This is a genomic window from Yersinia artesiana, from assembly GCF_902726545.1.
Lineage (GTDB): Bacteria > Pseudomonadota > Gammaproteobacteria > Enterobacterales > Enterobacteriaceae > Yersinia > Yersinia artesiana.
Window position 1 is genome coordinate 25,531 of sequence record NZ_CACVAD010000029.1, and the last position, 17,674, is coordinate 43,204.

Here is a 17,674-nt window from a genome sequence, read left to right on the forward strand (position 1 = left end):
AACGGCTCCTTATTTCTGCTTACGGTGATGACCATAAACGCGTGGTTGAGTGTAGTGATCAATCAGCGGAACACAGATGTTGGCCAACAGCACGGCAAATGCTACCCCATCGGGATAACCGCCGTAAACGCGAATCAGCCACACCAAAATACCGATCAAAGCCCCGAAAATCAGCCGACCGCGGGGTGTGGTCGAGGCGCTGACCGGATCGGTGGCAATAAAGAAAGCACCTAACATGGTGGCACCGGAAAACAGATGCAACATAGGGGGCGCGAAGCTCTGTGGCGCAATCATCCAACTGATAGCGGCGCAGCCTGCCAACGCCAGCAGGAAACTTAGCGGAATATGCCAGTGAATGGCTTTGCGCCATAGTAGCAACAGGCCGCCCGCCAGGAAACCGAGGTTAATCCATTGCCAACCAATGCCCGCCAGCCCCCCAGCAAAGATCGGTTGTTGTAGAACCTGTTCCACGGGTTGGGAACGCAGTGCCGTTTTAAAGCTATCGAGAGGTGTGGCCTGACTTATCCCATCATAGCCAATCTGCAGTTGATGAATATCAGCACCACTTTGAGTGAATCCGGTAAAGATGGTGAATAAGCTGTCATAGAATCCAACCGGCGTTCCTTGTAATGGCAGAGGAGGAAGCCAACTGGTCATTTGTACCGGGAATGAAATCAGCAGTACAACATAGCCGACCATCGCAGGATTAAACGGATTCTGACCTAAACCGCCGTAAAGTTGTTTGGCAATGATAATGGCAAATGCAGTACCCAGCACAATCATCCACCAGGGGGCAAGTGGCGGCAGACTGATGCCTAACAATAAGCCAGTGAGCAGGGCAGAGTTATCCTGTAATCGTGTCAGCACCGGCTGTTGACGTAAATGCAAAACAGCACCTTCGGCCAGCACGGCAGTTGCCATGGCGAGTGCGACTTGAATCAGGCTGCCATAGCCAAAGAACCAGGTCTGGGCGATAATCCCCGGAATGCAGGCTAAAATTACCAGCAGCATAATACTGCGGGTGCTACGTTGATTATGCGTAAAAGGGGAACTGGCTATCTGCAACCCTTTGTTCTGGGTCGATGTTACAGGCCTGAATTTCATGAAATTGCAACCATATGTCAAATACTTATCAGGATTATCAAACGCAGGCGTCGCGCGGGCAAGTCAATGCTTGCGGGCGTCAATACACTCAGCCGTCAGGGGGATAATATTGGTGCCGTATTCTACCCTATTCAGACAAAGTGTAATACGCCTTAATGATAGGGTTATTATTCATCATTTGCTGACCTATTAAGTAAATAGGCGGGTTAATAAATATGGCTAATCAAAAGAATTAACTTGCAATTTATATCAGGGTAGTTACAAGCAAATAGTGAAAGCAGGATTATTACCTGTAGGTGTAATTAGACTTAAGCGACAGGCAGGGCGGCAGATCGCGATAATAATAATCAGCTGTAAAGATTTTTTCTTGTAATTAATTGTAAATTAACGTTTTATTAACGGTAAAAATTAGATTTGAGAAAAGCGTTGGCATAATGATAGATTAATGTAGTATGCAATATAATTATATATTTAAAGAACAATGAAATGGTAAACGAAGACATATTGTTTATAGATGAATTAATTGAATGGATTGAAATTAATTTAGAAAAACGGCCCACACTGGATGATGTGGCGAAGATTTCCGGATATTCGAAATGGCACTTACAACGGAAATTTAAAAGTATTGTTGGGTTACAATTAGCTTCCTATATACGGGGGCGGGTGCTGACGCGCGCGGCTGTTGCTCTGCGCATCTCACGTCGGCCAATCATTGAGATTTCTGATGAGTTGGGTTTCGACTCACAACAGACCTTCACGCGCACCTTTAAGAAGCGCTTTGGTGTTACCCCCAATAGTTTCCGTCAGATGCAGCATTGGGATGTGCAGGGAATGCTTTCACGATTCAATTTCTATGAGAACTACACGCCGGAAATCAAGCGAATATCGTTACCAGAGAAAGAATTAGTTGGTTTTACACGGCAATTGGATTTTGATGAACACAACCATTGTAGTGGGCAGCATTCCTCTTGCATGGCAATGAAAGATGAAATTTTGCTCGATTTCTTCAAGGAAGTTAACTTCTCTTGTCAGCGGGTATACTCCCTATTTTCTGCCAATAAGGGCCAGCAAGGGCAGAAAAGTATGTATTACTCGACGGCAATTGATAAAGAAAAACGAAATGAAATTCAAGGACACCGCGAGGTCGATGCACTTTCAATCCCGGCGGGAGAGTTCTTATCGATTTCCCATCAGGGCAGTGTCAAAGAATGCATAAAGTTCTCAATATATTTGTTTAACGAAGTGCTGCCTAAACTGCGTGATGAATTTGGCGGTGGTGTAGAAATGGAAGTGATTGAAGTTGATAGCTGCCATGCTGAATCTAAACTGCGCGACATTTCATCTACTTATACTTACCTGATGTCAGTGAACTGACGCTCAACTGCCGGCAGGCAGGGCGTCAGTTTTGATCTAGTCCGGATTAACGGCTGATGTGGCTTGTGCCGCCTTTTTAGCTTTCACGCGGGCAATGGCTGCTGCGACGGCAGCTTTGCGCGGATCTTCCTCTGGCACTGCACTTGCGCTGTTCACCGGTTCTGACTCAAGCTGTGCTTGCGCCGCTTTTTTAGCTTTCACGCGAGCAATGGCTGCCGCGACGGCAGCTTTGCGCGGATCTTCCTCTGGCACTGCACTTGCGCTGTTCACCGGTTCTGACTCAAGCTGTGCTTGTGCTGCTTTTTTAGCTTTCACGCGGGCAATGGCAGCGGCAACTGCGGCCTGACGTGGGTCAATAGCATCAGTTTCTGGTTCGGTGACCACCAGTTTTTTCTCTGCCTGGCGTGCTCGGGCTTGTTCTTTGCGAGCCTCACGCGCAGCAATAGCGGCACTATTATCGGGTGTTTGCCCAAGGGTCACATTGATAGTTAAATCTGTATTATTAGATTCACGCGCTAAACGACTGACTGCCGCTTCAACCGTCTGTTGGTCTACCTCTGTCAGCTTGACAGCGGCTTGTTTGTGACGCAATTCGCGCGCGATTTTTTCCCGCTCAAGGCGTGCTTGTTTGGCTTCAAAACGTGCTTTCGCTTGTGCAGCACGTTCGGCCTCTTGATCAAGTGTGCGTATTTCGGCCTTTTCCTGACGATAATATTGCACCAAAGGAATATTACTTGGGCAAACATAGGCGCAGGCACCGCATTCGATACAATCAAATAAATTATGATTGCGCGCTTTCTCATGCTCTTCGCCACGACTAAACCAATAGAGTTGCTGAGGCAATAAGCCCGCCGGACAGGCATCGACACATAAACCGCAGCGAATACACGACTGTTCAGGTTCAGATAGCCCCATTTCAGCTTCCGTGGGAGCCAAAATGCAGTTACTGATCTTAACAATCGGCACATCCAGACTGGGTAGAGTAAAGCCCATCAATGGGCCGCCCATAATCACCATCGGCTGGTTTTGCGGTGTAAAACCGGCCAGTTTCAACAAATGCAGCACGGGCGTGCCAATTCTGGCCCAGAAATTACCTGGTTTTGATAATGCATCGCCGGTTAATGTCACCACGCGTTCGATTAATGGCTCGTCGTCGATAATCGCTCGCTTAATGGCCACCACCGTCCCGACGTTTTGCATTAATACGCCAATGGATGACGAGTGTTTCCCGAAAGGCACTTCTTTACCTGTCAGGATCTTGGTGAGTTGCTTGGCCCCACCTGACGGATATTTAGTGGGTATCACCCGCAGTTGTATTTTATCCTGACCGCGTAATGCCTGTTTTAGGGCAGCGATAGCTTCAGGTTTATTATCTTCAATGCCAATCAGCACCTGCTGCGGCTGCAACAAGTACATTAAAATCTGTGTCCCCACGACCACTTCTGAGGCATGTTCTTGCATCAGGCGATCATCGGCAGTGATATAAGGTTCACACTCAGCGGCGTTAATAATGAGGGTGGTTACACTGTTCAAACCGCCCTGTAATTTGCTGGCGGTAGGGAACCCCGCGCCCCCTAAACCGGCGATACCCGCCTGATGGATCCTCTCCAACAGGGCAGTTTTATCCCGCTGCGAGTAATCGGCCCACGGCTGTTGCTCGCGCCAGCGGTCTTCACCATCGGGAGTTATGTGTACGCACAGCTCTGCCAGACCTGAGGGATGGGCGGTAGTATGTGGGGCAATTGCTGTGATGACACCGGAGGTGGGGGCATGCACTGGTACCGTACGGCCACGACCTACCGTCAGAGGTTGGCCCTTTAACACCCGCTCACCGGTGCTGACGCGCAGTTCGCCTTCTGGCCCCAGATGTTGTTGTAAAGGAACGATTAACTGCTCCGGCAACGATGCGATACGCATCGGAACCCGACTTGATTGCAGCTTCATTTCTGGCGGATGGATGCCGCCATCGAAATCCCAGATATTGTCGTGTTTGCGGGCAGTAAACAGCTTAAACATGTTGCTCCACATCTATCATTTTCACCGGAATCATCTGCGAGGCAGCTAATTGAGTTGGAAGGTTCTTAACTGGGATGGTGCTTAAATCCCACTTCCAGTTGGCGGTGGTGGTAGCAACCGGGATCATTTCAATACAGTCGGTCGGACACGGCGAAACACACAGGTCACAACCGGTGCAGAGGTCCGGCAAAACCGTATGCATTGCACGGGTCGCGCCAACAATGGCATCAACCGGGCAGGCCTGAATGCATTTGGTGCAACCAATACAGTTTGCTTCATCAATAAAAGCCACTTTGCGCTGCGGGTGGGCGGCAGCTTCGTCACCATCCAACGGTTGTGGCTCTACAGCCAGTAACTCGGCCAGCTTGAGCATCACTTGCTCGCCACCCGGAGCGCATTTGTTTATTTTCTCACCGCCAGCAGAAACCGCTTCGGCATACGGGCGACAGCCGGGGTAGCCACATTGGCCGCATTGGCTTTGCGGTAAAATGGCATCGACCTGCTCGACAACCGGGTCTTGATCAACCTGAAAACGGCGGGCAGCAAAACCAAGCACTGCGCCGGAAATCAGCGCCAATGTACTTAATGCACCAATGGCAATCCATAACGACATCATTAGAACTTCACCAATCCGGTAAAGCCCATAAAGGCCAATGACATCAACCCTGCGGTTATCAGGGCAATGGACGAGCCACGGAAGGGGGCGGGAACGTCAGCAACAGCCAGCCGTTCGCGGATAGCCGCGAATAGCACCATGACTAAAGAGAAACCGGCCGCGGCACTGAAGCCATAGACTGCCGATTGCATAAAATTGTGTGATTGATTGACATTGAGCAAGGCCACACCTAACACCGCACAGTTTGTGGTGATGAGCGGCAAAAAGATCCCCAGCAAGCGGTAAAGCGCCGGGCTGGTTTTGCGCACCACCAACTCAGTAAATTGTACCACCACCGCGATGACTAAAATAAAGGCCAGTGTCCGTAAATAGACCAACCCAAGTGGCAGCAAAATAAAGCTGTTGACCATCCAGGCGCAAACTGAGGCCAATGTCAGTACGAAAGTGGTCGCCAGCCCCATACCAATGGCGGTCTCCAGTTTTTTGGAGACACCCATGAAAGGGCACAGGCCAAGAAATTTGACCAGAACGAAGTTGTTTACCAAAACAGTACCGACAAACAGCAGTAGGTATTCAGTCATTGCGGAGCCTAAAAGTCATTACGGGGCCTAAAAAAAGTAAAGCCGCCTATTATCCAAAATTGGCGGCTTAAGAACAACAGATGAAGAGCAAGGTTATTACCTTTTTATCCGCTATCGTAGGAAGAAAAGGTGCGCAATTGGCTTAATGCTCAATAAAAGTATGCTTCACTCGCTGCGAACGTTTCATGTAAGGCACAAAAACCGCCGCTGCCAGCAGGGGCCAACCCAAGGTGCGTAAGGCGATATCATCACTGATAGGTGAGAAAGCAAAAGCTTTTAATGCCAATAATACAGTCAGTAATAGCCAGAGAATAAACCATTTAGGGAAACGTTGTGAGCGGCTACAGAACAGCCAGATGACCCATAAGGTATAAATCCACATTACGAGCGTGGTGACCACGGAGAAATACCATTGCAGGGTAAATGCCTGTGAATTGGTCACCAGATACTCTCTGGATTCTGGCGTGAAAATCGCCATAGCATAGAGTGCCAACATTAAGCTGGCACTGAGCAATGTCACAATCAAATAAGCCAGCGGGGCCAGTAACCAGCCGCCAATACGTTGATATTCATTAGGTTGGGACATAATAAGCCTTATTGATCTATTAACTTTCTGGTATCAGTCTAGCTTAACCCGCGAATACACCCTTCGTCATCTATATCAATATGATAATACGCAGGCTGTGTTCCCAGCCCCGGCATGGTCATAATATCCCCAGCATAAATGCGCACAAATCCAGCACCGGCTGACACCGCACAGGCTGTAACCGGTAATACGAAGTCATGTGGAACATTCTTCAAGCTGGCATCTGCGCTGAGGGACAACGGTGTTTTGGCGATACACAACGGTAAATGACCAAAACCGGCTTCAGTTATTGAGTCAAGCTGCTGACGTGCTTGTGGGGTGAAAGTGACTTCACTAGCGCCATAGCGCTGTGCCAGAACCTCTATTTTCTGCTCCAATGAGGCACTGTCAGGGTACGCCAGTGCCGGGGAAGATGCATGAGCGCAAGCATCGATAACCCGCTGAGCCAAGGCGGTGGTGCCCGCGCCACCTTTAGCAAAAGCCTCACTGATTTCACAGGCAACTGCGCCAGCAGATAGTGCATAGTCGGCTAAAAAGGTCAGTTCTTCTGCGCTGTCGTCAGGGAAGCAATTGACGGCTACCACCACCGGTAAGCCATAGCTTTGGGCATTATTAATATGCCATTTTAGATTGGCGCAACCCTGGCTTAATAAAGGAATGTTGGTATTGATAATTTCAGCAGGCAGAGGTTGGCCCGGTTTGATATCAAAAACGCCACTATTGGCTTTCAGGCTGCGTAATGTGGCGACCAGAACCACACAGGATGGCGCAATACCAGATTGGCGATACTTGATATTGAAGAACTTCTCCATGCCCATATCCGATCCAAAACCCGCTTCTGTCACCACATAGTCTGCTAACTGCAATCCCAGACGGTCAGCCAGCACTGAAGAATTCCCGTGGGCAATGTTGGCAAATGGCCCGGCGTGAATCAGCACCGGTGTCTGTTCACTGGTTTGCATCAGGGTTGGGTGGATGGTCTCTTTCATTAGCGCCGTCATGGCACCCGCCACCCCCAAATCATCAGCCGTAATGGCTTGACCGCCAGTGCTGTAGGCCAAAATTATTCGGCCAATACGTTGGCGCATGTCATGCAAGCTTTCTGACAACGCCAGAATAGCCATAAGTTCTGATGCCGCCGTAATTTCCACATGATCGTACCGCTCTACACCGTGAGTGCCGCCGCCCACACCGACCTGAATATGGCGCAGCGCCCGATCATTATGGTCAACCACTCGCGGCCAGAGGATCTGTTGAGCATCAATATTAAGCCGTGGCATACCGGTTTGTTGACTAAAAGCCAAGCCCAAGCGCTGTTCATGATACAGACGTGCATCCAGCGCCGCCGCTGCCAGATTATGTGCTGCGCTAATAGCATGGATATCACCGGTCAGATGCAGGTTCAATTTCTCCATGGGTAGCACTTGTGCTGCACCACCGCCTGCCGCGCCTCCTTTAACACCAAAAACCGGGCCAAGACTCGGTTGACGGATACAAGCCACCCCACGGTAGCCTAACTGATTGATTCCCTGACTTAAACCAATGGTTGTGACAGTTTTACCTTCTCCCAGCGGCGTCGGCGTAATACTGGAAACCAGAATCAGTTTGCCTTGTGGGCCGCCGTGCCGTAATGCACGGATATCGACTTTCGCCATGTGATGCCCATAGGGGATTAAATCATCGGCGCTCAGGCCTAATTGTTGTGCAATTTGCTGAATGGGGAGCAAATCTGTTTCAGAACTCATATTTGATAGCGAAGGGAGAGCATCGGCAGATGAAGACAGTGTCGGTGTCATGGTGCGAAAGTTCCTGTTTTCGATGATTAAATCACGGCGAAATTATCACACAAAGCGCTAAGAAATTGGCGATACAAATCAATAAATGTGAGCGACCGACTGACAATAATACCCGTGTGTTTAATATTTACGCTGTAACCGCCATATTGGCGGGGCTTTTTAGGTTTTAATTTTGTTAATTCTATTTTTTTAAATGAATTTAAAGAATTTTTGAGATGAATTTTATTATAGATTCTTACTTTATAGTGGTGGTGTATAAAGGAAACCCTACAATCCCGTGGTTATATTCTATGGCTTCATAAACAATTATTTGTTTTTGACAGTAAAATTATAGGTAGTGTAATTTATGGGAAATCATATTCATTCTGCTTTAGTGTGTGCGGCGCGATTAATTCGGTTAGCGGGAATAAATGCAGAATCCGTTGAGATGTTTGGCAGGAATACGGTCACTGATATCTCAACAAGGGTCACGTTTGACGCCCTAAAAGTGTCTGTCGCGCAATTATCGCGCGTAACATCGACTCATTTTAAAGTAAAAAAACAATCATTAAATAAAATAAAACCAACGCAATTACCACTGGCATTTCGGGACGTTCAGGGCAGGTTTATTCTATTGGCCCGCTTGAACGATAACCAGGCATTGCTGCAATACCCTGACAGTGATAAGCCGAAAATAATAAATTATCAAGAGCTTAGTTGTATCTGGGGCGGTGTTATACTCTATTGTAGTCATTCGCGCTTTGATATCCGCTGGTTTATTCCGGTTTTACTGCGTCACCGCAAACCACTGCTTCAGGTTTTGGTATTATCAATGTTGTTGCAGTTTCTGGCCTTGATATCTCCGCTTTTCTTTCAGGTCATCATGGATAAGGTCCTGGTGCATAATGCATTAACGACTCTCGACGTATTAATTATCGTATTATTGGTGGCAGGAGTTTATGAGGTCGTATTGAAGTTTTTACGTGAATATATTTTTAGTCATACCACAACACGCGTGGATATTTTATTGGGTGGCAAGCTATTTAATCACTTAATTAAATTGCCGTTAAGTTATTTTAAGCAACGCCATGTGGGGAATATTGTGGCGCGAGTCAGTGAATTGGATAATATCCGTGAGTTTATTACTGGTTCAGCGCTTACCCTATGTGTTGATGTTGTTTTTACCCTGATCTTATTTATTGTTATGTGGTGTATTTCACCACTTCTGACATTAATCATCCTGGCTACACTGCCGCTATATCTGTTATTAGCGGCATTAACCACCCGTCCCTTGCAAAAGAAAGTCGAAGTGTTGTGCTGTTGCGCGGCTCAGAATGGCGCATTTTTAACCGAAACTGTCTCAGGGGTTGAAACCGTTAAAAGCCTGGCGTTAGAGCCGCAAATGCAGCAGCGCTGGGAGACGCAAACGCGGGATTATGCTCAAGCCAATTTTCAGGTACAAAACCTGCAAAACTTCAGCAGCCAGTGCGCTCAATTGCTACAAAAACTGGCGGGGACACTGGTTATTGTTGTTGGGGCATATCAAGTCATGTCTGTACAACTCAGTATCGGGCAATTAATTGCCTTCAACATGCTGGCGGTACAAGCATTAATGCCAATGAGTAAGTTGGTTGATTTATGGCAGCAGAGTATACGGGCGAAAGTTGGGCTGATGCTGATATCCGACATTTTAAGTTTGCCGGTGGAGCAAGCCACGGGTGTCGCACCTTCTCATCGCCAAATTGACGGAGATATCACCCTGGACAAGGTGGTTTTCCGTTATCGCCCGGATCTGGATCCCGTATTGCGTCATTTCTCATTATCACTGCGCGCGGGAGAGCATATCGGGCTGGTCGGCCCGTCAGGTTCAGGCAAAAGTACCGTCGCGCGGCTGTTACAGCGCCTGTATATCGCTGAACAGGGGGTGATTAATATTGATGGCTACCCTATAGGCCATTTCTCTCCTGAATATCTACGCCGTCAAGTCGGTGTCGTCATGCAAGAAAATTACCTGTTTAACCGCACTGTCCGTGAAAACATTGCCTATTCTCGGCCAACCGCTTCACTGAGTGACGTCGTTGATGCGGCCTGTCTGGCGGGGGCAAACGCTTTTATTCTGGCCTTGCCGCTCGGGTATGACACCGTGCTGTCTGAAGGTGGGGCATCCCTCTCCGGAGGGCAGCGCCAACGTATTGCGATTGCCCGTACTCTACTGGCCAATCCCCGCGTGTTGATTTTTGATGAGGCAACCAGTGCTCTGGATGATGAGTCGCAGGCTGAAATTCAGAAAAATATGGCCCGTATCGTCGCTAACCGTACTGTTATCACTATTGCTCACCGCCTTTCGACGGTACGGCACTGTCATCGTATTGCTGTCATAAAACAAGGCTGGGTGGCCGAGCTGGCAAATCATGATCAACTGCTGGCACAAAACGGTATCTATGCCCAACTCTGGCAACAGCAAGCCGACTTTAGCCATGAGGAATCAAAATGAAGTTGATGCAATTTTTGGCTAAATTAGCCATGTTCGACGGTATAAAAAAACGCTGGCAACGCCATCACGCAGCGCAACGAACCCGCGACGAATATGACTTTCTTCCGGCTTATCTGGATATTGTAGAACGCCCGGCAGCGCCATTGGCACGGCGTACTGCCTGGTTTTTAGCACTGACATTGATATTGGTGCTGGTTTGGTCGATTGCCGGAAGGTTGGATATTCATGCCTCAGCCAATGGCAAAGTGATTGTTGCTGAGCATTCCAAGGTTATTCAGTCACTTGAGCCTGGTGTTGTGGTGGCCATCAACGTTCATGATGGTGACAGGGTGGTTGCCGGTCAGGTGCTGTTAGAACTCAATCCCATTGGCGTCGATGCAGAAGTTAATAATATCAATCAACAATTAATGCATCGTTCGCTGGAGGCCGCGCGCATGTCGGCGCTGCTCACTGATAACCCTCTGACGCATTTCATTTATCCCGATAATAGCCCTGAGAATTTAGTCATGACGGCTAAATCCTTGTTGGCGAAAGAATATGACGAAGTTAACGCCGAGCTGGCACGTCAAGACAGCGAGCGAGCGGTTAATCAGGCTTATATTCAGGCTGGAAGTAGCAATATTACTCATCACCAGGCTTTGATGAACAATATTCATCAAAGATTGCAGGCATTACGAACTCTGGTGAAGTCCAAGGCAATTGCTGAAACAGAGGTATTGATACAAGAACGGGAGTGGCTAAATGCGAACGCGGAGGCCAATCGTTTAGAGAGTGAGCAAGCGGTTCTGCGCGCTAAAATGCGCAATCTGGCACAAGTCCGATTGCACTATTTAGCTGAGAAGAAACGAAGTTATCAGGAGCAGTTGAATAAGGCTCACGAAGTTATCAACCAACTAAAGCAAGAGTTGGTGAAGTTAATGGAAAAACAGCGGCAACAAACCTTACGTGCACCCGTTGCCGGTGTGATACAGCAATCCACCGTACATACTCTGGGCGGTGTCGTCACCAGCGCTCAACCGCTCATGGTCTTGGTTCCGGAAAGTCATCAGCTAGAACTGGATGTGATGATCCTCAATAAAGATATCGGTTTTGTACTACCCGGTCAGACGGTGGAAGTCAAAATAGACAGCTTCCCCTATACCCGATTCGGCACACTTTCTGGTGAAGTCAAACATATTTCCCGTGATGCCATGGAAGATCAGCAGCAAGGCTTGGTGTTTCCGGCACGTATTCGGCTCAATAGCGACACCTTGATCGTCGAGGGGAAACCAGTGCGTTTATCGGCAGGTATGGCTGTCAGCGCAGAGATTAAAACGGGTCGCCGTCGCGTTATCGATTATTTACTCAGTCCATTGCAACAGTACCAAGCTGAAGCCATGAGGGAGCGTTGATAATGATGAATTCAACCACGACTCAGGTTAATCAACCGTTGGAGGCGCTGGCCCGTGCTGCGGCATGCTTTGATTTGGCTGTCGAATCTTCACACCTGGCACACAAAGTCGGATTAGCGCCCCAAGATATCGATAATATTGCCCTATGCCGCTGTGCAAATTGGATTGGCTTACGGGCCAGAGCGGTGAGCTATCCCTTTTCGCGTCTGGACAATCTGACGCTGCCTCTTCTATTCAGTTGTGATGCTCAGTGGTACGTGTTATTGGCCCTGAATGAACAGGGGGCAAGAGTTTATTGTGGTGCTGATGGTCAGCAACAACAGATAAGCCGGCAGGAACTTGCCAGCTTGTGGTGTGGCGAGGCCATATTATTGGCGAAAGCTGAACCGCAAGAGCAAAAGAAAATACCCTTTGGTTTTAGCTGGTTTATTCCGGTTATCACCAAATATCGCCATCAGTTGCGTAATATCATTTTGGTATCATTGCTATTGCAGGGCATTTTGCTGGTGACGCCGATGCTATTTGAAACTGTCATCGACAAAGTGTTGGTGAGCCGTGGGATGGGCAGCTTGATGGTGCTGGGTATTGCCATGATTGCGCTGGCGATTGTTGAACCCTGTTATACCTTTTTACGCGGGTGGTTGTTTTCACATCTATCCAGCCGAGTGGGGGCCGAGCTTAATACCGGGCTTTATCGTCATTTAATGGGGTTGCCACTGGGTTACTTCGCTTCACAACAAACCGGTCAAACCATCGCTAAAGTGCGAGAAATGGAGCAAATTCGCAGCTTTCTGACCGGTTCTGCTTTAACCATGCTGCTGGATTTGGTTTTTGTCACTACCTTTATCGCCGTGATGTTTTGCTATAGCCAACCGCTGACATGGATAGTCTTGTTCTCCCTCGTTTGTTATCTGCTGTTTTGGTGGGCTGCGGGCGGAATGTTGCGCAAGCGGGTGGAACGCCAATATGAAACCAGTGCACAGAATACGGCATTTCTCACCGAAGCTATTAGTGGATTGGAAACCATCAAGACGTCTGCCACCGAACACCAGTTTAATCGGCGTTGGCGGCATTCATTGGCAAACTATGTCCGTGCCTCATTTGCTTGTGCCAGAGCCGCCAATATTGCTGAGCAAGGTATCAGTTTAATTAATAAAGTGACCTCGGCGATTTTGTTGTGGGTTGGCGTCACGTTGGTCTTGGCCGGAGAGCTTAGCCCCGGCCAGTTTATCGCGTTTACGTTATTTTCGGGTTATGTCACTCAACCTATCTTGCGGTTGGCGCAAATCTGGCAAGATTTTCAGCATACCCAGGTGGCGCTAAAACGGATTGGCACTATTCTGGATTACCCCACTGAACCGGGTAGTGCTGGGTTGTTATCCAGTTCGAATAGCCCAGGGGGGCTGGTTTTTAAACAGGTACGTTTCCGTTACCGACCCGATACCGCCGAAGTGATACAAAATCTTAATTTAGATATTGCTGGTGGTGAGTTTATTGGTATTACCGGCCCGTCTGGCTGCGGAAAATCCACATTAACCAAGTTACTTCAACGATTATATACGCCGCAACACGGGCAAATTCTGGTCGATGGGCAGGATTTAGCTATTACGGATGCCACCACCTTGCGCTGTCAGATGAGTGTGGTGTTGCAGGAGAGCGTACTATTTTCCGGATCGATACGTGACAACATATGTCAATGCCGGCCAAATGCTGATGATACTCACGTTGAGCAGATTGCCCGCTTAGCCGGTGCACATGACTTTATTGTCGCATTACCACAGGGTTATCACACGCCAGTCGGTGAACGCGGCAGTTTGTTATCGGGTGGGCAGCGGCAGCGGGTAGCGTTAGCCAGAGCACTGATGGCGGATCCCAAAATACTGATTCTTGATGAAGCAACCAGTGCGCTGGATTATGAATCTGAGGCGGCGATTATGCGCCAGTTGCCGGAAATCACCCGTAATCGCACAGTCATATGCATCGCACATCGTTTAAACACCTTGCGCCAATGTCATCGTATTTTGGTGTTAAAAGAGGGGCAGGTCTTAGAGCAGGGTAACCATCAAGAGTTGTTGAATCAGTCCGGTACCTATGCGCGTTTGTGGCGCTTACAGACCGAGTAAATAAAGGGGCGGTTAAGCCCCTGGGTGGTTGACACAAAGCTGCTGATAGTTCAGTGAGTGAAGGGTTTACCGCACCTAGGGGCACTCCGACGGCTTACGCCGTTACGACCCCCACGGCACGATTCCCCTTCATTTGGCTATGCCAGTGGTCACAAAGAGGTTGTTAAATCTCCTCAGCGATTCAGGTGGTAATAGACTTCATTCCAGCGAATTTCATTTTTGAATGCTGGCAATGTGGTGTCGTTATCAATCAGCAGGAATTCAATACCGTGCATTTCAGCATACAAACGCAATTCATCCACCCCAATAGCTTGTGAGAACACGGTATGGTGTGCGCCACCGGCGATAATCCAGGCCTCGGCGGCGGTTGCCAGTGAAGGTTGAGCTTGCCAAATAGCGCGGGCTACCGGCAGTTTTGGCAATGGATGCGGTTGCTCGACGGTATCAACCACATTGACCAACAAGCGGAAGCGGTTCCCCATATCGATTAAGCTGGCATTCAGTGCCGGGCCTGCCGGAGTTGAGAAGATCAACCGGGCGGGGTCGGCTTTACCGCCAATACCTAAATGCTGTACGTCCAACAGCGGTTTTTCTTCTTTGGCGATAGATGGGCAGACTTCCAGCATATGGGAACCCACCACCAGATCATGACCCGGCTGGAAGTTATAGGTGTAATCCTCCATAAAGGAGGTACCACCTTTTAGACCGGTACCCATGACTTTCAGAATGCGTAATAATGCGGCGGTTTTCCAATCGCCTTCGCCACCAAAACCGTAACCTTGTTGCATCAGGCGTTGCACCGCCAAGCCCGGTAACTGTTTTAATCCATATAGATTTTCAAAGTTAGTGGTGAAAGCCTTAAAACCACCTTGTTCCAGAAAACGCTTCATACCCAATTCAATACGCGCGGCATCGAGTAGATTTTCGCGTTTATTGCCATTCAGTTGCACGGCATCTGTTAGCCGGTAAGTGGCTTCATACTCTTCAACCAAGGTATCAATGTCACCTTTGCTGACCGCATCCACTACGGTGACCAAATCACCGATGCCATAGGCATTCACCGAGTAACCAAACTGGATCTGTGCGGCAACTTTATCCCCTTCAGTCACCGCCACTTCGCGCATATTATCGCCGAAACGGGCAACTTTCAGTTGTTGGCTTTCCTGTTTGGCAGCCGCCACGCGCATCCACTGACCAATTCGTTGATGAGCTGCTTTATCTTGCCAATGGCCGGTAATAACACTGTGTTGCTGGCGCATACGTGCGCCGATAAAACCAAACTCACGGCCACCATGAGCCGTTTGGTTCAAGTTCATAAAGTCCATATCCATGGTTTCCCATGGGATCTGAGCATTAAACTGAGTATGGAATTGCAGCAACGGTTTATTCAGAATGCTCAGCCCGCCAATCCACATTTTGGCCGGTGAGAAGGTATGCAGCCAGGTCATGACACCAATACAGGCGGTAGCGTAGTTGGCCTCACGACACAACGCGGTAATTTCATCTGGCGTGGTCACCAAAGGTTTAAGCACCAGTTTGACCGGCAAGCCCGCTTCGCTATTGAGGCTATTGACGACATGATGGGCATTATCCATCACTTGTTGCAGGGTTTTAGGGCCATACAGGTTTTGACTGCCTATCACAAACCACACTTCTGATTGCTTGAATACGTCCATCGGATACTCCATTTAATCAATTTTTATACAACATAAAGTGATAAATCAGCCGGTTAATCACGCTTCGGTTACCGGTGCGTAGTGTGGTTCAGCAGATAGACACCACTGTTGATAGCGTTGATAAAGCTGTTGATAGCGGGCAACTTGTGCGGCATTGGGCGTCAGGGTACGTTCAATCTGACACGCCATATGCTGTTGCGCCGTTGGCACATCAGCAAACACACCAGCGGCAACAGCGGCAAAAATCGCCGCCCCCAAGGCACAACATTGATCAGATGCCACAATCTGGATCGGTCGGTTCATAACATCAGCACAAACCTGCATGATAACCGGCGATTTGCGCGCAATGCCGCCTAATGCCAGCACGTTTTCCACCGGAATATTTTGCTGTTCGAAGCATTCCATAATCGCGCGGGCACCAAATGCGGTGGCGGCGATAAACCCGCCAAACAGCGTGGGAGCATCAGTTCCCAGATTGAGATCAGTGATAACGCCTTTTAGGCGCTGATTGGCATTCGGGGTGCGGCGGCCATTAAACCAATCCAATACCACTGGCAGATTATCAAGTGAGGGGTTTTTAGCCCATTCAGCCGTCAGTGAAGCCAGCAGGGTAGATTCAATCTGTTTGAGCTGTGGTTGTAATTCTGGCTGCGCCAGTGCGGCTTGATGCAGAGGCCAGCTCAATAAACGGCTGAACCAGGCATACATATCACCAAATGCTGATTGGCCCGCTTCCATACCAATCCAACCGGGAACCACGCTACCCTCTACTTGTCCACAAATCCCGGCGACAGCCCGCTCACCGACTAACTCTTTATCAGCAATCAAAATATCACAAGTGGATGTACCGATAACTTTAACTAAAGTATAAGGTTGAGCACCGGCACCGACGGCACCCATATGACAATCGAATGCACCACCGGAGATAACCACCGTCGCAGGCAGCCCCAAACGCTCGGCCCATTCAGTAGTAATCAGGCCGACCGGACGTTCAGCGGTATAGGTATCAGTGAACATTGGATATTGGAGGTTTTCGATAAGGCGACTATCAAGTGCGGCCAGGAATTCACGCGGTGGTAATCCTCCCCACGATGGGTGCCACAAGCTTTTATGCCCCGCAGCGCACCGACCACGCTGAATATCTTTCGGGGCAGTGGTGCCTGAAAGTAGTGCGGGAACCCAGTCGCATAGCTCAATCCATGACACCGCAGCATCTCGCACCGCTTTATCGGCGCGTGTGACATGCAAAATTTTCGCCCAAAACCATTCCGAAGAGTAAACCCCACCGATATAGCGCGAATAATCCTCAAATTCGCCACTGCGACATAACCGGTTGATTTCCTCAGCTTCTTCTATGGCGGTGTGATCTTTCCATAATACGAACATGGCGTTGGGGTTGTCAGCAAAATCAGGGCGCAATGCCAATATCTGACCTTGTGCATCTATCGGTGCGGGGGTGGAACCGGTGGTATCCACACCGATACCGATAATCTGTTGGCGTTGTTCTACTGACAGGCGGCTCACCACTTGGCAAATAGCTTGCTCCATGGCTTCGATATAGTCGAGGGGATGGTGGCGGAACTGGTTTTGCGCCGCGTGGCTGTAGAGGCCTTGCTGCCAGCGCGGATAGTAAACAACTTCAGTATCTATCTCGGTGCCATCCTGACAATTCACCGCCAATACCCGGACGGAATCGCTGCCAAAATCCAACCCGAGCGAGATAGCCTCTTTTGCTGATAAAGGGCGGTCTGCCGATATAACGTCGCCTGCCATGGTAGTTGCTCCTGACTCATTAAATTGCTAACAAAGATAGGAGTGAGTGGTAGCAACAGGTGAGGAGCCAATAGCTGGAAGTATGTACTTTTCTGCTTCCTATAGCGTTTTTGTGATGTCAGTCAAAAGTTAGAAATAGGTTAAATTTGCTGAATACATGGATAA

General features: G+C 48.9%; 12 protein-coding genes. 4 read left to right on the top strand and 8 right to left on the bottom strand.

What is annotated here, in order from left to right:
• Positions 1-9: 9 nt before the first annotated feature.
• Positions 10-1,104: an electron transport complex subunit RsxD gene (rsxD, locus tag HU019_RS11625; RefSeq protein WP_174849576.1), complete on the bottom strand. Its 1,095-nt coding sequence runs from the start codon at positions 1,102-1,104 to the stop codon at positions 10-12.
• A gap of 486 nt (positions 1,105-1,590) precedes the next feature.
• Here rsxD and HU019_RS11630 point away from each other — a divergent pair, with 486 nt between their 5' ends.
• Entirely contained in the window at positions 1,591-2,478 is an 888-nt protein-coding gene (locus tag HU019_RS11630) for a helix-turn-helix domain-containing protein (protein WP_174849575.1), read from the top strand.
• Between the two features lie 36 nt (positions 2,479-2,514).
• On the opposite strand, the gene rsxC is transcribed toward HU019_RS11630, so the two are convergent.
• From rsxC to HU019_RS11655, 5 genes are all read right to left on the bottom strand, one after another.
• Positions 2,515-4,494, bottom strand: a complete 1,980-nt coding sequence (gene rsxC, locus HU019_RS11635; RefSeq protein WP_174850490.1) for an electron transport complex subunit RsxC — start codon at positions 4,492-4,494, stop codon at positions 2,515-2,517.
• Complete coding sequence (gene rsxB, locus HU019_RS11640; RefSeq protein WP_174849572.1) at positions 4,487-5,110, bottom strand: electron transport complex subunit RsxB; 624 nt, start codon at positions 5,108-5,110, stop codon at positions 4,487-4,489. The genes rsxC and rsxB overlap by 8 nt, the downstream gene beginning before the upstream one ends.
• Entirely contained in the window at positions 5,110-5,691 is a 582-nt protein-coding gene (rsxA, locus tag HU019_RS11645; RefSeq protein WP_013649928.1) for an electron transport complex subunit RsxA, read from the bottom strand. Before rsxA ends, rsxB begins: the two co-directional genes overlap by 1 nt.
• A 142-nt stretch (positions 5,692-5,833) precedes the next feature.
• A complete protein-coding gene (locus HU019_RS11650) occupies positions 5,834-6,277 on the bottom strand; it encodes a DUF2569 domain-containing protein (protein WP_174849571.1) in 444 nt (147 codons plus the stop codon).
• 38 nt (positions 6,278-6,315) lie between these two features.
• Positions 6,316-8,073 carry a formate--tetrahydrofolate ligase gene (locus HU019_RS11655; RefSeq protein ID WP_174849570.1) on the bottom strand — a complete coding sequence of 586 codons (1,758 nt, stop codon included), beginning with the start codon at positions 8,071-8,073 and terminating at the stop codon, positions 6,316-6,318.
• 346 nt (positions 8,074-8,419) lie between these two features.
• Here HU019_RS11655 and HU019_RS11660 point away from each other — a divergent pair, with 346 nt between their 5' ends.
• From HU019_RS11660 to HU019_RS11670, 3 genes are read left to right on the top strand one after another with little or no spacing between them, the layout of a single operon-like run.
• Complete coding sequence (locus tag HU019_RS11660) at positions 8,420-10,546, top strand: peptidase domain-containing ABC transporter (RefSeq protein WP_174849569.1); 2,127 nt, start codon at positions 8,420-8,422, stop codon at positions 10,544-10,546.
• Positions 10,543-11,937, top strand: coding sequence for an HlyD family type I secretion periplasmic adaptor subunit (locus tag HU019_RS11665; RefSeq protein ID WP_174849568.1), 1,395 nt, complete (start codon positions 10,543-10,545; stop codon positions 11,935-11,937). The genes HU019_RS11660 and HU019_RS11665 overlap by 4 nt, the downstream gene beginning before the upstream one ends.
• Before the next feature lie 2 nt (positions 11,938-11,939).
• The gene (locus tag HU019_RS11670) at positions 11,940-14,060 is read left to right on the top strand and encodes a type I secretion system permease/ATPase (protein ID WP_174849567.1); all 2,121 of its coding nucleotides are present in this window, start codon (positions 11,940-11,942) and stop codon (positions 14,058-14,060) included.
• Between the two features lie 173 nt (positions 14,061-14,233).
• Here HU019_RS11670 and araA read toward each other — a convergent pair whose 3' ends face one another.
• Positions 14,234-15,736 (bottom strand): L-arabinose isomerase, encoded by a 1,503-nt coding sequence (araA, locus tag HU019_RS11675; protein WP_174849566.1) that lies wholly within the window; start codon positions 15,734-15,736, stop codon positions 14,234-14,236.
• A 57-nt stretch (positions 15,737-15,793) separates the two neighbouring features.
• Complete coding sequence (locus tag HU019_RS11680; protein WP_174849565.1) at positions 15,794-17,509, bottom strand: ribulokinase; 1,716 nt, start codon at positions 17,507-17,509, stop codon at positions 15,794-15,796.
• Between the last annotated feature and the right edge of the window lie 165 nt (positions 17,510-17,674).

Excerpts from the sequence above, each read along its gene's own strand:
- rsxB (WP_174849572.1), bottom strand. The coding sequence starts at position 5,110 with ATGATGTCGTTATGGATTGCCATTGGTGCATTAAGTACATTGGCGCTG.
- HU019_RS11630 (WP_174849575.1), top strand. The coding sequence starts at position 1,591 with ATGGTAAACGAAGACATATTGTTTATAGATGAATTAATTGAATGGATT.
- HU019_RS11650 (WP_174849571.1), bottom strand. The coding sequence starts at position 6,277 with ATGTCCCAACCTAATGAATATCAACGTATTGGCGGCTGGTTACTGGCC.
- HU019_RS11655 (WP_174849570.1), bottom strand. The coding sequence starts at position 8,073 with ATGACACCGACACTGTCTTCATCTGCCGATGCTCTCCCTTCGCTATCA.
- rsxC (WP_174850490.1), bottom strand. The coding sequence starts at position 4,494 with ATGTTTAAGCTGTTTACTGCCCGCAAACACGACAATATCTGGGATTTC.
- araA (WP_174849566.1), bottom strand. The coding sequence starts at position 15,736 with ATGGACGTATTCAAGCAATCAGAAGTGTGGTTTGTGATAGGCAGTCAA.
- HU019_RS11660 (WP_174849569.1), top strand. The coding sequence starts at position 8,420 with ATGGGAAATCATATTCATTCTGCTTTAGTGTGTGCGGCGCGATTAATT.
- HU019_RS11670 (WP_174849567.1), top strand. The coding sequence starts at position 11,940 with ATGATGAATTCAACCACGACTCAGGTTAATCAACCGTTGGAGGCGCTG.
- HU019_RS11680 (WP_174849565.1), bottom strand. The coding sequence starts at position 17,509 with ATGGCAGGCGACGTTATATCGGCAGACCGCCCTTTATCAGCAAAAGAG.
- rsxA (WP_013649928.1), bottom strand. The coding sequence starts at position 5,691 with ATGACTGAATACCTACTGCTGTTTGTCGGTACTGTTTTGGTAAACAAC.
- HU019_RS11665 (WP_174849568.1), top strand. The coding sequence starts at position 10,543 with ATGAAGTTGATGCAATTTTTGGCTAAATTAGCCATGTTCGACGGTATA.
- rsxD (WP_174849576.1), bottom strand. The coding sequence starts at position 1,104 with ATGAAATTCAGGCCTGTAACATCGACCCAGAACAAAGGGTTGCAGATA.